The organism is Clavibacter michiganensis (assembly GCF_002151125.1).
GTDB classification, from domain to species: Bacteria; Actinomycetota; Actinomycetes; order Actinomycetales; family Microbacteriaceae; genus Clavibacter; species Clavibacter michiganensis_C.
In genome coordinates this window covers 309437-323340 of sequence record NZ_MDJZ01000017.1, presented here as the reverse complement: position 1 = coordinate 323340, position 13904 = coordinate 309437, and the positions used below count along the sequence as shown (strand labels likewise).

Genomic DNA, 13904 nt, shown 5'->3' with positions numbered 1-13904 from the left:
ACGCGATGCAGGACACCGGCACCGACGACGGGGGTGATCTGGTCCAGTCCTCCGCCAGCGAGTCCATCCCGATGCGCCGCGAGGGTCCCGACCGCAGCCCGACCGAGCAGGCCCGCTTCGTGGCCGGCTACTTCGGCTGGTCCATCACGGGCGACGCCATCTGCGGCACCGACGACGCGGTGGCCCTCTACATCGAGGACCTCGCCGTCGCGCTCACCGAGCTCGGCTGGATCTCCGCGACCGGCATCCACTGGGATCGCCTGCCCTACGGCGAGCACGACGCCGCCGCGGCCCTCCGCGACGTGCAGCGCGCCCACGGCTGGGACGTCTGAGCCGCCCGATCCCGGGGATCCGCCGGGAGACATGACGGACCCCTGTCGATTTCCCCACCCGCGGAGCACACTGGCCGCACGAGGCCGTCGCGGGCTCGGGCGCTTGAGGGTTGTCGAGAGTCCTCCTATGCAGTCCGGACCGTCGTCATCGGCCCTCCAGATCCGCCCCGGATCGGTCGTGTCGTGGACGACCGACTCCCCGGGGCGGATCGTCTGAGCGCCCGCTCGCCGTGCCGGCCGCGTCCCGATCCGGCGCGCCCGGGGGTCCGCGCTCCCTGGGCGACTTCTGGCGTTCGCTTGGCGGACAGCCCCGGAGGGCGTTGTGTGGACGAGCGTGGGTCCCACGAGGATCCGCGCCCGAGAGCAGAAGGAGCACCATGAAGGCACTCACCTGGCAGGGCACCCACGACGTCGAGGTCAAGGAGGTCGCCGACCCCGTCATCGAGCAGGACACCGACGCGGTCATCCGCATCACCTCGACCGCCATCTGCGGATCCGACCTCCACCTCTACGAGGTCTTCGGCCCGTTCCTCGAGAAGGACGACGTGCTCGGCCACGAGAACATGGGCGTCGTCGAGCAGGTCGGCAGCGCCGTCACGAAGCTCAAGGTCGGCGACCGCGTCGTCGTCCCCTTCGTCATCGCCTGCCACGACTGCTTCATGTGCGACCGCGGCCTCTTCACGCAGTGCGAGACCACGCAGGTCAAGGCGCAGGGCAGCGGCGCCGCGCTGTACGGCTTCAGCGAGATGTACGGATCCATCCCCGGCGGCCAGGCGGAGCGCCTCCGCATGCCGCTCGCCGACGTGAACGCGATCGTCGTGAACTCCGAGCTCCCCGACGAGCGCTACCTCTTCCTCAGCGACATCCTCCCCACCGCCTGGCAGGGCGTGCAGTACGCCAACGTGCCCGACGGCGGCACGCTCGGCATCATGGGCCTCGGCCCGGTCGGCCAGTTCGCGGCCCGCATCGGCAAGCACCTGGGCTACCGCGTCATCGCGGTGGATCCCGTCCTCGAGCGCCGCGCCATGGCCGAGCGCCACGGCATCGAGACCCTCGACCTCACCGACGACGTGGCCGACAAGCTGCGCGAGATGGTCGACGGCCGCGGGCCCGACGCCGTGGTCGAGGCCGTCGGCATGGAGGCGCACGGCAGCCCCGTCGCCTCGTTCGCGCAGAAGGCCGCCGGGCTCCTGCCCGACGCCGTCGCCCAGAAGGTCATGGACACCGCGAGCGTCGACCGACTCGCGGCCCTGCACACGGCGTTCGACGCGGTCCGCCGCGGCGGCACCGTCTCCATCTCGGGCGTCTACGGCGGCGAGGCCGACCCGCTGCCCATGAAGTCGCTCTTCGACAAGCAGATCGCGATCCGCATGGGCCAGTGCAACGTCCAGTACTGGATCGAGGACCTGCTGCCCCTCGTCGAGGACCCGTCCGACCCGCTCGGCGTCATGGACCTCGTCACGCACTCCGTGCCGCTCAGCGAGGCCGCGCACATGTACGAGATCTTCCAGAAGAAGGAGGACGGCTGCATCAAGGTGGTGCTGAAGCCGTAGCCTCTCAGGCGCATGACGACGGCCGCGTCCCCTCAGGGGCGCGGCCGTCGTCATGTGTGGGGCGTGCGGCGCCCCGGTCGGCGTGGTGGGCTCAGGCGGCGGTCGCCGAGGACCGCACGGCGTCGAGCACCTCGCGGAGCTGCTTCACGACCTCGGCGTCGTCCGCCGGGTGGCGCTCGGCGAAGCGGACGACCGACTCGGGGACGGCCATCTTGACGTCCTCGAGCACGCGCGCGCCGGCGATGCCGAGCGACTTGCGGGCCTCGTCCTGCGCCCACACGCCGCCGTACTGGCCGAATGCGCTGCCGATGACCGCGGCGGGCTTGCCCGCCAGGGCGGACGCGCCGAACGGGCGCGACGCCCAGTCGATCGCGTTCTTCAGCACCGCGGGCATCGTGCCGTTGTACTCGGGCGTGATCACGAGGAGCGCGTCGGCGGCGGCGATCGCGTCGCGGAAGGCCACGGCGTCGGCGGGCACGGATCCCTCGATGTCGACGTCCTCGTTGTAGAACGGGAGCCGGTCGAGGCCGGCGTGGATGTCGAGGGTCACGCCGTCGGGGGCGTGGCGCAGCGCCGCCTCGGCGATCTGCTGGTTGGTGGAGCCGGCGCGCAGGCTGCCGACGAGCACGAGGACGTGCGTCATGGTGTTCTCCTTCGGGGTCGTTCCGGTCGGGTTGTCTCCGTCGACGTGCCGCAGGGCGGAGGCGCGTGCCTCCCGGGCGACCCTAGACGGCGACCTCGGACGTCTCCTCGGAGGGTGCCGGTGCGGGGTCCGGTCAGCGCGCGCCGATCTCCGCGAGGATCCCGTCCATCAGCTCGGCGAGGTCCACCGACGCCGCGTGCGGCATCTCCGCGCACTCGACGGAGCCCGCGCGGACGGCGTCGCGCGCCGCCCGGAACATGGGCGCGTAGCCGCGGCCCTCGATCTCGTGCTCCTGCCGCTCGGGATCCCCGTCGGCGGGCACGACCGTGAGCCCGCGCGAGGCGAGGAAGAGCGGATCCACCTCGATGCGGCCGGCCGTGCCGCTGACGGTCGCGCCCGTGGGCAGGGCGGCGACGAGCGAGCAGGCGAGCGTCGCCTGGCGGCCGTCGGGCCAGCCGAGCAGGATCGCGACCTCGGTGTCGACGCCGCCGGCGATCACCGTGCCGACCGCGGCGACCGACGAGGGCGCGCCGAACAGGCCGTGCGCGAAGGCGAGCGGGTAGACGCCCATGTCGAGGAGCGTGCCGCCGCCGACCTCCGGGTCCCAGAGGCGGCCCTTCCCCTCCTCGGTCACGAAGCCGAAGGCCACGGAGATCGCGCGCGGATCCCCGATGCGGCCGTCCGCGATGGCCTGGCGGACGGCGAGGTAGCCGGGGGAGAACGCCATCCAGAGCGCCTCGAGGAACAGCAGGCCCTCCGCGCGGGCGAGCTCGACGAGCGCGCGGGTGTCCGCGGCCGTGGTGGTGGCGGGCTTCTCGCAGACGACGTGCTTGCCGGCGCGGAGGGCGGCCTCGGCCTGCGCGCGGTGGAGCGTGTGCGGGGTGGCGACGTAGACGGCGTCCACCGCGGGATCGGCGAGGAGCGCCTCGAGGGTGTCGTGGATCCGGGCGATGCCGCACGCCGACGCCAGCTGCTCGGAGCTCGCGCGGGTGCGGGAGTGCACGGCGACGACCTCGACGCCGGGGACGAGGAGCATGTCGGGGACGACCGAGGTCGCGATGCCGGCGGCGCCGATCACGCCGAAGCGCACGGGGCGGGCGTCATCGGGCGCGTCGCCTTCGACTGCGGTGGTGGACACGGGCGAGGGCGGCATCGTCGTCGACATGCCGCGAGCCTATGCCGCGCCCCCGGGTCGCGGCCGATGCGGGGGATCACGGCGGGAGCGGGAGCGGGGCGGGGGCCCGCCCGTACACTCGTCCTGATCCACGCCGCGCCTGATCCGACGAGCACCGACATGAGGGGGACCGTGGCCGCCAACCCCGAGCAGCACTCGCCCACCCTCGAGATGGTCGGCGCGCTCGCCGGGGTCAGCCGGGCCACGGTCTCGCGGGTGGTGAACGGATCCGACCGGGTCGCGCCCGACGTCGTCGCCGCCGTCAACGCGGCGATCGCGCAGCTCAACTACGTGCCGAACCGCGCGGCGCGCTCGCTCGCCGGGCGTCGCACGAACGCGCTGGCCCTCGTGATGCCGGAGCAGACGGCCCGGGTGTTCGCGGATCCGTTCTTCTCGGCGCTGATCCAGGGCGCGATGACGCACCTGGCCGCCACCGAGTACACGCTCACGCTCCTCATCTCCTCGCCCGCGCAGGCCGAGAAGACCCGGCGGTTCCTGCTGGGCGGAAACGTCGACGGGGTGCTCGTGGTCTCGCACCACTCGGGCGACGCCACGTTCAGCGGCCTGCGGGACCGGCTCCCGGTGGTGTTCGCCGGTCGGCCGCTGCGGGACGACGACCGCGATGCGCCCACGGTCGACGTCGACAACGTCGGCGCCGCCAGGCTCGCGACCGAGCACCTCATCGCGCGCGGGCGGACGCGCATCGCGTCGGTGGCGGGCCGGCAGGACATGCCGGCGGGGATCGACCGGCTGCGCGGGTTCCGGGAGGCGATGACCGGGGCGGGGCTGGATCCGACGCTCGTCGCGTACGGCGACTTCTCGCCCGCGTCGGGCGCCGACGCGATGCGCACGCTCCTCGCGCGCGGCGAGCCCGTCGACGGGGTCTTCGCGGCGAGCGACCAGATGGCCGCGGGCGTGTACGCGGAGCTGCGCGAGCACGGGCTGCGCGTGCCCGAGGACGTGGCGGTCGTGGGCTTCGACGACGACTACTTCGCGAAGTCCGCCGTGCCGCCGCTCACCACCGTGCGCCAGCCCAACCAGGAGTTCGGGCGGAAGATGGCCGAGGTGCTGGTGCGGCTGGTGGACGGGGAGGCGGTGGATCCGCTGACCCTCATGCCGACCACGCTGGTGGTGCGGCAGAGCAGCTGACGCGCCGCAGGCTGCGGCCGGCGGCCGGCCGCCGGCCGCCGGCGCCGCTAGCGCCCGCTGAGGAGCGCGAGCATCTCGTCGTGGCGGCTGTCGCGCTCGGCGAAGCGGAGGCCGTGCACGTCCTGCACGAGGACCTCCTCGTCCTCGGGGCGGGCCTGGAGGATCCCCATGACCTCGTCGAGGAAGTCCTCGAGCGGCATGGCGTCGCCCGCGTCCTGCTGGCCGGGCATGAGCGCGGTCTGCACCTTGGGCGGCACCAGCTCGACCACCTCGACGGACGTGTCGGCGAGCTGCGCGCGGAGGCTCTGCGTGTAGGAGTGCACAGCCGCCTTCGAGGCGGAGTAGGTGGGGGTGGCCGGCAGCGGCACGAACGCGAGGCCGGAGGACACGGTCATCAGGGTCGCCTCGTCGCTCGCGAGGAGGCCGGGAAGGAACGCGTCGATGGTGCGGATCGTGCCGAGGAGGTTCGTCGTGATGATCGACTCGGCCGTAGCCTGGTGCGCGGGATCCTGGAGGTCCTCGGGCTGCATGATGCCGGCCGTGGTGATCACCACGTCGAGGTCGGGGTGGCTGGCGGCGAGCTGGTCGCGCGCGGCCGTGATGGAGGCGGGGTCGGCCACGTCGAGCACGACGGAGGCCATGCCGTCGTGCTGCGCGGTGATCTCCTCGAGCAGCTCGAGGCGGCGGCCCGCGATCACGACGCGGTTGCCCGCGGCGTGGAACCGCTCGGCCAGCCCGCGGCCGATGCCCGAGGTGCTGCCGGTGATGAGGACGGTGCGGCCGGTGATCTTCATGGGGCTCCTTCGCCGCGGTGGCGCGCGGCTGTCGGGTTCGGGTTCGTGGATCGAGTGTGGCCCGTCGCGCGGGCGGCGGCAGCGGGCGCGCGGGGGAGCGGGGAGGATCCAGCGGGAGTTCATGTGGGGAGGGGCGTCCGGCTCGAACGGGGGCCACCCGGCGGCCGGGCGGGCGATGCCGGGCCGATACGTTCGAGGGATGAGCGGACATGGCACCGACCAGGCATCATCCGGCTCGAACGCGCCCAGGCGAGGCACGGCGCTGTTGATCACTGTGCTGGCCCTGCTGGGCCTCGGCACCTTCGTGCTCCTCTTCGTCGGCATGTTCCTGACATTCGTGGACGTGCCGGAGGATCCCCCGATCGTCGTCCTCGTCGTGCAGATGATGGCCGGCACGATCGCCGTGGGGCTGGCGGCTGGAGTCGGGCTCCTCGTCGTCCAGAGCCCGCTGCGTGCGCAGGCCGCTTCGACTGCGCGCCCGATCCGGCTGCTCATCTTCGGGGGCGTGGCGGCGGCGATGGCTGTGCTCCACGCGGTCGCGGCGCACATCGCGGGGACTCCCGTGCTCATCGTCGTCGGGTTCCTGCTCGGTCTCGTCGGAATGGCGGCTGCGGGAGGGATCCTCGGCCACCGTGCGCGCCTCGCCTCGTACCGGAGGGAGCACGACAGGGCCACGACAGGACCCGGAAACGCCGCCTCGCCGGATCTCGGGTGGAGCCCGGAGGTGATCCGCAGGAAGTGGCGGGCGGTCCTCCTCGCGTTCGTGATCGGGCTCGTCGTGACGACCATGTTCGCCGGCGTCCTCGCCCTCACGACCGGTGAGGGCTTCGACGAGACGTGGGCGTTCATCGTGCAGCTCTCGTTCCTCGCTGCCGGCTTCACCTCCCTCGTCGTCGCCTTCCCGGCGCAGCTCGCCGCGGCGCCCATCACTCGCGACCTCGGCATCCCGGACCGCAAGGCGATCAACCGCCGCGTCTTCGGCAAGGGCGGCCCGCTCGCGCCGGATCTCGAGTGGCGGGCCGCGCGGGTGGCGGCCGTGACGCGCGTCTCGCAACCGTTCCTCATGGCGCAGAGCGGGCTCGTCTTCATCGGGATCGTCGTACCGAGCATCTTCCGCGGGCTCTTCGAGGGCTGGTTCCTCCTCGTATTCGTCGCCCTGGGCGTGTTCCTGCTCGCCATGACGCCCTACATCGTCCGGTCGCAACGCGGTCTACGGCGATTTGCGGATGCGACCCGCGAGCTCGCGCTCTCGCCGCATCCGGTCAGCGCATCGGAGACGGCCCCGCGGTAGCCGCTGTCCGCTCACCGCCCCCCGGGACTACCGTCGACCCATGCCCGAGGGTGACTCCGTCTTCGTCCTCGCGGCACGGCTCCGCGCGCAGGTCGGCGGCGCCCTCATCTCCGACGGGGAGCTCCGGTCCGGCGCGCGGGCGGGCGCGCGGCTCGGCGGGCGGCGGATCACCGGGTTCGACACGCACGGCAAGCACCTGCTCATGCGGCTCGACGACGCCACCACTCTGCACACGCACCTGCGCATGCAGGGCTCGTGGACGGTCACGGCCGCGGGCAAGCGCGTGCCGCAGCGAATCCAGCACCAGGTGCGCGTGCGCCTCCGCCTCGATGACGGGCGCACCCTCTGGGGCATCGACCTGCCGGTGGTCGAGCTGATCCCCACCCGCGACGAGCGCGCGGCCATCGGCCACCTCGGGCCGGATCCACTGCGCGACGACTGGGATCCGGCGCTCGCCGTGTCCCGCCTCGCCGCCCGCCCCGACGACACGATCCGCGCCGCGCTCCTCGACCAGCGCCCGATGGCGGGCCTCGGCAACCTCTGGGTCAACGAGATCGGCTTCCTGCGCGGCGTGCACCCGGCGACGCGGGTCCGCGACGTGGATCTCCCGTCGCTGGTCGACCTCGCCGCCCGCTCCCTCCGGCGCTCGGCGACGGTGCCGGCGGCGTACCAGATCACGACGGGCGACCCCCGCCGCGGCCGCACGCACTGGGTCGTCGGCCGCGCGGGCCGGCCGTGCCTGCGCTGCGGGACGACGGTGATCGGCGTCGACGATCCCGGGAGCACGAGCGAGCGAGCGCGGCGGGCGTGGTGGTGCCCGCGGTGCCAGCCGGAGGCGCGGGCCGCCTGAATGCTGCGCCCCGCGCGACGTCAGCTGCGGTCCCGGCCCACCGCGGTCGCCGCGTCTCCGATGGAGGTGCCGGGGTGGCTCTCGCGGTAGGCGCGCACCTCCTGCGCGTCGATGTCGCCCTCGGGTCGCGTCGGTACCCGCCCGAGCACGGCCCGGCCGGAGAGGAACGCGACGGCCAGGGCGACCACGATGAGGAGCATCCCGAGGATGCGATCGATCGTGAGGAAGGTCACGATCGCGAGGAGTGTCAGGAGGAGCGGCGCGAGGGCCCGGAGCCAGCGGTTCACGACCCGCACCACCTGGTGATCCGCATCGCGTCGACGAGCTCGCCGGCACCGACGGCGCGCGCCGCGGCCTTCTCCTCGCGCTTCATCTCCCTGGGGCCCTCTCGGATCGGAGTCGGATGATCGTGCTGCTCAGCGCTCCCCACGGTAGTAGGGGACCGCCGCCCGCTCCACCGGGTCAGACGACCGACGCCACCCCGAACACCGCCGCCGCGATCGCGAAGCCCATCAGGCCGATGGTGGTCTCCATCACGGTCCAGGTCTTGAGGGTCGTCTTCACGTCCATCTCGAAGAAGCGGCCGACGAGCCAGAAGCCGGAGTCGTTCACGTGGCTCGCGACCACGGATCCGCCGGCCACCGCCACGACGAGCGCCGCCACCTGGAAGGTGTTGTAGTCGCCCGCGAGGATCGCCGGGGAGATGAGGCCCGCGGCGGTGGTGAGGGCGACGGTCGCGGATCCCTGCGCGATGCGGAGGATCGCCGCGATGAGGAAGCCGGCCAGGATGATCGGGATGCCGAGGTCGCCGAGCACGTCGGCGAGGGCGTCGCCGATGCCGCTGGTGCGGAGGACGCCGCCGAACATGCCGCCGGCGCCGGTGATCAGGATGACGGACGCGACCGGGCCGAGCGCCGACTCGAGCGTCTTCTCGAGCGCGGACTTGTCGATCCCGCGGCGACGGCCGAGCATGAACGCCGCGAACAGCAGCGAGATGAGCAGGGCGACGGGCGTCTCGCCGATGGTGCGGAGCACCTGGTACCAGGCCTCGTCGCTCGTGCCCTCGGGGAGGATCCCGCCGGTCGAGGCGGCGTTGAGGCCGGTGTTCAGGAAGATCAGGATCAGCGGGAGCAGCAGCACGGCGAGCACGGTGCCGAACTTCGGCGGGTTCGACTCGGCGTGCTCGTCGGCCTGGCCGAGGATCGAGGGGATCGGCAGCACGTACTTCTTGCCGACCCAGAGACCGAAGAGGTACGCGGTGACGTACCAGGTGGGGATCGCGGCGATGAGGCCCACGATGATCACGATGCCGACGTTCGCACCGAAGAACTCGGATGCGGCGACGGGGCCGGGGTGCGGCGGCACGAAGATGTGCATGACCGAGAAGGCGCCGGCCGCGGGGAGGCCGTAGCGGAGCACGCCGCCGCCGAGGCGACGGGCCACCGAGAACACGATGGGCAGCATCACGACGAGCCCGGCGTCGAAGAAGATCGGGAACCCGAAGAGCAGCGACGCGACGCCGAGCGCGAAGGGGGCGCGCTTCTCGCCGAAGATGCGGATCAGGGTGTCGGCCAGCGTCTTCGCGCCGCCGCTGGTCTCGACCAGGCGGCCGAGCATCGCTCCGAGGCCGACGAGCAGCGCGACCGTGCCGAGGGTGGAGCCGAAGCTGCCGACGAGCACGGTGACGATCTGCGAGGTCGGGATCCCGGTGGCGAACGCGGTGGCGAGGCTCACGAGGATCAGGGCGACGAACGCGTGGACGCGCAGCGCGATGATCAGGAACAGCAGGACGGCGATGGCGCCCGCGGCGATCAGGAGGAGCGGACCCGCGGTGAGGGTCTGCGTCCAGTCTTCGATGGTCATGTTCTCTCCGTTGACGAACGTGCGGTGTGCGGTGGTGGTGCGGGTGGGATGCGGGGGAGCGGTGCGGGCGGGCGCGGTCTAGCGGGCGTCGAGCCCGAGCTCGCGGACGATGCGCTCGGTGACCTCGGCGGGCGTGCCCGTGTTCTCGACGAGCAGCCCGTGCTCGTCGTCCGCGAGGGGCTCGAGCGTGCTGATCTGCGACGGCAGCAGCGAGGCCGGCATGAAGTGGCCGCTGCGGGTCTTCATCCGCTCGAGGATCAGCTCGGTGTCGCCGGTGAGCTGCACGAGGTGCACCTCGCCCTGGGCCTCGCCGAGCAGGTCGCGGTAGGAGCGCTTCAGCGCCGAGCAGGTGACGACGGTGCTGCGGCCGGCCTCGGCTTCGCTGGTCATCCAGTCGCGCATGGCGCGGAGCCAGGGCCAGCGATCGTCGTCGGTGAGCGGGGTGCCGGCCGTCATCTTCTCAATGTTGGCCTCGGGGTGGAACTCGTCCGCCTCGGCGAAGGTCCAGCCGAGCCGCTCGGTGAGGGCGGTGGCGATCGTGGTCTTGCCGGATCCGGAGATCCCCATCACCACGATGTGGCGCGGACGTGCGGGCATGCGGACTCCCTTGTCGGTCGATGCGGACGGCGACGGGTCGCCGTGCCGAGAAAGGTAACACCTTTCCTGGGTGAGGTGTTCGGCCGCGCCCCCGCCCGACCTATGGTTGACCGATCGACCACCTGGCCGACGCGCACCCGGAGAGGACCATGACGACGCAGTCAGCGCCCACCCCGGCATCGGCGAACGCCGCCGCGGTCTCCTCCGCTTCGGGTCCCGCCGCCGCGACTCCTGCCGCTCCGGTTCCCGCCGCCGAGGTGATGGCCACCCGGATCATCGATGCGCTCGGCCGCGACATCGTCGACGGCGCGCTCGCCGAGGGCAGCCGCCTCACCATCGAGGACCTCCAGCAGCGCTTCGGCGTCTCCCGCACGGTGGTGCGCGACTGCGTGCGCGTGCTCGAGGCGATGGCGCTGATCGTGCCGAAGCGCCGCGTGGGCCTCGTGGTGCAGGGCCCTGATCGTTGGAACGTCTACGACCCGCGCATCATCCGCTGGCGCCTCACCGGCCCCGGCCGCTCGGACCAGTTCCGCTCCCTCACCCAGCTGCGCCGCGCGGTCGAGCCGGTCGCGGCGTCACTGGCTGCGCGCAATGCGACCGCTGCTCAGCGCACGCGTATCGCCGAGCTCGCGGTGGATCTCCGTCGCCTCGGCGAGGCCGGCGCCCTCGTCGACTTCCTCGCCGCCGACATCGAGTTCCACCACCTGATCCTCGAGGCCTGCGGCAACGACATGTTCTGCGCCCTCCGCGAGGTGATCACGGAGGTCCTCAGCGGTCGCACGCACCAGGGGCTGATGCCGCGGACGCCGCGTCCGCATGCGCTCGACACCCATGAGCAGGTGGCGCATGCGATTCGCGACGGCGATGCGGCGACGGCGGAGGCGGGCATGGCGTCGCTGCTGGCGGAGGTGAGCAGCGCAGTGGGTTAGTCAGGGGGGGCGCCACAGCAGACTTTGCGTCGCCGGCCAGGTTGCGCAATAAGTGCTGCCGAGTGACGTAAGCGGCACCCGCACCTGCAGTATCTACGCTTGGTGCAGGAGGCGCAGTCGTTAATACTTCTGACTTAAAATAGCTAGTCCCCAATTCGGGTCTGATGCGAGTCCGCATGCGTTGACGCCCGCCGGCAGCTTGATCAGCTAGATTGGCGATATGAGGCTCCATTCTCTCGTCATCAATAACTTCCGATCGATTCGTGCGGCTGAAATCGACATACGGGATGCTGTGGCTCTCGTTGGTCAGAATAGCGCCGGAAAGAGTTCAATACTTCGGGCGCTCAATGCATTCTTCAATTTTGACCAGGAGCGTTCAGCATTTGAAAGTGGTCAGCACTCGTTTCAGCCCTCCTCGTTCGCAACTATAGATGTGACCATGAGTGATGTGCCGTCCTCGCTAAAGTTGCCACGAGATAGTCAAGGCAACGTTCGCGCAAAGCTTCGGTTTAGAAAAACGCCTCAATGGAGCGTCATGAACGGCAATACCTGGCAGCCTGCGGAAGAAGATCTACATTCGAAACTAGCACGGCATATCTCGTATGTATTTGTTCCGGTTAGGCGCGATCATGCTGTAGCGGGTTGGGGGCCCGGGACGCTGATGGCAAACGTGATCGATGCGTCCGTTACTGCAACTCGCCAGCGAGATCATATTACGCCAAAGGTGAAAGCCCTCAGTGAGCGTGTAAAGCAACAGTCGCTGGATCCGCTGCTAGCGGAGCTACGTCGAGCGACTCCCCTTACCGGTGAATTCGAGTACGCGCTGAAATACGCTATTGCCCCGGATTATTCACTACTACTCCGTAATCTTGCGCTACAGGTAAAAGAGGGCAACCGAGTCGTCGATCTGGAAGATTCGGGCAGCGGCACGCAAAGCATGGCTGTCTTTTCTCTCTACTCTTATTTAGCGCGAATAAGTCAAGTCGCCTACGTACTAGGATTCGAGGAGCCAGAGCAAAATCTGCACCCGCAAGCCCAGTCGCAACTGATTAAGCACCTTCGAGGTACGGGTCTACAAGTTGTCTTTACGACACACTCGGCAACTATGATTGACGCTCTGGACCACGAGGAAGTGGTTCTATGCCGTCGATTTGCGTCCGCTACAAGGGCTGTTGAAACGGAAGTTGCCCAGTTAGCCTCGGACTTTTTCGTCGCGAATGGATTGGATCGCGACAACTACTACAAATTTCACAAGCGACGCAACTCGGAGTTTTTCTTCGCGGATCATGTTCTCGTTACTGAAAGTCCAATCGATGCCTTGGTCATACAAACAATTTTGGCGCAAGCGGCAAGGCCGCTTGATGACGCGAATGTGTCGGTGATGCCGCTTGATGGCGTTCCAAACATTCCCTATATGTATCATCTACTGCAAGCACTTGGCATCGGGTCCACCTACGTTGTAGACAAGGACTATTTTTTGCCTTATGTCAACGACAAGCTGGATCAGAGTCGCGATGCAAAGGGTTATGCCGTGTACAGAAAGGAACTTAAATCAGACTCCTTGGCCGCCACCCTGTTTCCAGAACCAGTCGATCAATTACGACTCCTCGACGCGCTTTATGCCGATCATCAGGAGGCGGCACGAATGCTGGAGGCGGTCGATTTTGTTTGCTTTAAGCGGTCTATAGAAATGGATATTGTGGGAAGCTTGAGCACACGAGTGGCACTGTGTGCTGCCATCGGTCTCGGAGGTAGCCCGACAGAATACGACCTCCTTGTCACAAACAAGAAAGCCATTAAGCAGCAACGAGCATTAGTGGGTGCTGTAGATGGTGTTGATGCCCGAGGGCTGCCGTCGACACTGAAAGCACTCCGCAAGATGTTGTCTGCGCTTACGCGGTAGCGCTAGTGGCAAGTCGACCTGGTTATGCGGGCACCAGCTGTGATACAGAGAAACTCTCGTGTGGAGCGAGTGACGGGAATCGAACCCGCGCTATCAGCTTGGGAAGCTGAAGTTCTACCATTGAACTACACTCGCGCGACCGGCCAGAAGCCGGGTCGAGACCACAGCCTAGCAAGAGTCCGGCCGGGCGCCACCCAGCCCCCGGTAGGCTCCTGCCGTGCTCCTCTCCGACCGTGACATCACCGCCGAGCTCGACGCCGGACGAGTGGCCCTCGATCCGTACGACCCCGGGATGCTGCAGCCCGCGAGCATCGACGTGCGCATCGACCGCTTCTTCCGGCTGTTCGACAACCACAAGTACCCCTACATCGACCCCGCCGAGGACCAGCCCGAGCTCACGCGCCTCATCGAGTCGAAGCCGGGAGAGCCGTTCATCCTGCACCCGGGCGAGTTCGTCCTCGGATCCACCTTCGAGCTGGTCACGCTGCCCGACGACGTCGCCGCGCGCCTCGAGGGCAAGAGCTCGCTCGGCCGCCTCGGCCTCCTCACGCACTCCACCGCCGGCTTCATCGACCCCGGGTTCTCCGGCCACGTCACGCTCGAGCTGTCGAACGTCGCGACGCTGCCCATCAAGCTCTGGCCCGGGATGAAGATCGGCCAGCTCTGCTTCTTCCGCCTGTCGTCGCCCGCCGAGAAGCCCTACGGATCCGGCGAGTACGCCTCCCGCTACCAGGGCCAGCGCGGCCCGACCGCTTCACGCTCGCACCTCAACTTCGTGCACACCGACGTGACGGTCACCGACGCGGGGCAGTCGGGGGAGTAGCCC

General features: G+C 69.5%; 14 protein-coding genes and 1 tRNA gene. 8 read left to right on the top strand and 7 right to left on the bottom strand.

Annotated features, from left to right (window positions below):
* The first annotated feature begins 5 nt into the window (after nucleotides 1–5).
* Nucleotides 6–332 carry a hypothetical protein gene (locus tag BFL37_RS13510; protein WP_086515738.1) on the top strand — a complete coding sequence of 109 codons (327 nt, stop codon included), beginning with the start codon at nucleotides 6–8 and terminating at the stop codon, nucleotides 330–332.
* Between the two features lie 377 nt (nucleotides 333–709).
* Nucleotides 710–1885: a zinc-dependent alcohol dehydrogenase gene (locus BFL37_RS13505; protein ID WP_086515606.1), complete on the top strand. Its 1176-nt coding sequence runs from the start codon at nucleotides 710–712 to the stop codon at nucleotides 1883–1885.
* Nucleotides 1886–1976: 91 nt separating this feature from the next.
* Here BFL37_RS13505 and BFL37_RS13500 read toward each other — a convergent pair whose 3' ends face one another.
* Both BFL37_RS13500 and BFL37_RS13495 read right to left on the bottom strand, forming a co-directional pair.
* Nucleotides 1977–2528, bottom strand: a complete 552-nt coding sequence (locus BFL37_RS13500; RefSeq protein WP_086515605.1) for an NAD(P)H-dependent oxidoreductase — start codon at nucleotides 2526–2528, stop codon at nucleotides 1977–1979.
* 133 nt (nucleotides 2529–2661) lie between these two features.
* Nucleotides 2662–3693: a Gfo/Idh/MocA family protein gene (locus tag BFL37_RS13495; protein WP_086515604.1), complete on the bottom strand. Its 1032-nt coding sequence runs from the start codon at nucleotides 3691–3693 to the stop codon at nucleotides 2662–2664.
* A gap of 129 nt (nucleotides 3694–3822) precedes the next feature.
* On the opposite strand from BFL37_RS13495, the gene BFL37_RS13490 reads away from it, so the two are divergent.
* Nucleotides 3823–4851, top strand: coding sequence for a LacI family DNA-binding transcriptional regulator (locus BFL37_RS13490; protein ID WP_086515603.1), 1029 nt, complete (start codon nucleotides 3823–3825; stop codon nucleotides 4849–4851).
* 47 nt (nucleotides 4852–4898) lie between these two features.
* On the opposite strand, the gene BFL37_RS13485 is transcribed toward BFL37_RS13490, so the two are convergent.
* Nucleotides 4899–5645 (bottom strand): SDR family oxidoreductase, encoded by a 747-nt coding sequence (locus tag BFL37_RS13485; RefSeq protein ID WP_086515602.1) that lies wholly within the window; start codon nucleotides 5643–5645, stop codon nucleotides 4899–4901.
* Between the two features lie 265 nt (nucleotides 5646–5910).
* On the opposite strand from BFL37_RS13485, the gene BFL37_RS13480 reads away from it, so the two are divergent.
* Nucleotides 5911–6936: a hypothetical protein gene (locus BFL37_RS13480; RefSeq protein WP_143331611.1), complete on the top strand. Its 1026-nt coding sequence runs from the start codon at nucleotides 5911–5913 to the stop codon at nucleotides 6934–6936.
* 40 nt (nucleotides 6937–6976) lie between these two features.
* Nucleotides 6977–7786 (top strand): DNA-formamidopyrimidine glycosylase family protein, encoded by an 810-nt coding sequence (locus tag BFL37_RS13475; RefSeq protein ID WP_086515600.1) that lies wholly within the window; start codon nucleotides 6977–6979, stop codon nucleotides 7784–7786.
* Between the two features lie 20 nt (nucleotides 7787–7806).
* On the opposite strand, the gene BFL37_RS13470 is transcribed toward BFL37_RS13475, so the two are convergent.
* The 3 genes from BFL37_RS13470 to BFL37_RS13460 all read right to left on the bottom strand — a co-directional run bounded on the left by BFL37_RS13470 (nucleotide 7807) and on the right by BFL37_RS13460 (nucleotide 10246).
* A complete protein-coding gene (locus tag BFL37_RS13470; protein ID WP_143331610.1) occupies nucleotides 7807–8073 on the bottom strand; it encodes a hypothetical protein in 267 nt (88 codons plus the stop codon).
* A gap of 175 nt (nucleotides 8074–8248) precedes the next feature.
* Complete coding sequence (locus BFL37_RS13465) at nucleotides 8249–9649, bottom strand: GntP family permease (RefSeq protein WP_086515598.1); 1401 nt, start codon at nucleotides 9647–9649, stop codon at nucleotides 8249–8251.
* Between the two features lie 78 nt (nucleotides 9650–9727).
* Nucleotides 9728–10246 (bottom strand): gluconokinase, encoded by a 519-nt coding sequence (locus BFL37_RS13460; RefSeq protein WP_086515597.1) that lies wholly within the window; start codon nucleotides 10244–10246, stop codon nucleotides 9728–9730.
* 149 nt (nucleotides 10247–10395) lie between these two features.
* Between BFL37_RS13460 and BFL37_RS13455 the strand changes: the two genes are divergently transcribed.
* A complete protein-coding gene (locus BFL37_RS13455) occupies nucleotides 10396–11175 on the top strand; it encodes a FadR/GntR family transcriptional regulator (RefSeq protein WP_172403822.1) in 780 nt (259 codons plus the stop codon).
* Nucleotides 11176–11395: 220 nt separating this feature from the next.
* On the top strand, nucleotides 11396–13078 hold the full coding sequence (locus tag BFL37_RS13450) for an ATP-dependent nuclease (RefSeq protein WP_086515595.1): 1683 nt from the start codon (nucleotides 11396–11398) through the stop codon (nucleotides 13076–13078).
* Nucleotides 13079–13139: 61 nt separating this feature from the next.
* On the opposite strand, the gene BFL37_RS13445 is transcribed toward BFL37_RS13450, so the two are convergent.
* Nucleotides 13140–13213, bottom strand: a tRNA-Gly gene (locus BFL37_RS13445).
* An 82-nt stretch (nucleotides 13214–13295) separates the two neighbouring features.
* Here BFL37_RS13445 and dcd point away from each other — a divergent pair.
* Nucleotides 13296–13901 carry a dCTP deaminase gene (dcd, locus tag BFL37_RS13440; RefSeq protein ID WP_043583745.1) on the top strand — a complete coding sequence of 202 codons (606 nt, stop codon included), beginning with the start codon at nucleotides 13296–13298 and terminating at the stop codon, nucleotides 13899–13901.
* Nucleotides 13902–13904 lie beyond the last annotated feature (3 nt).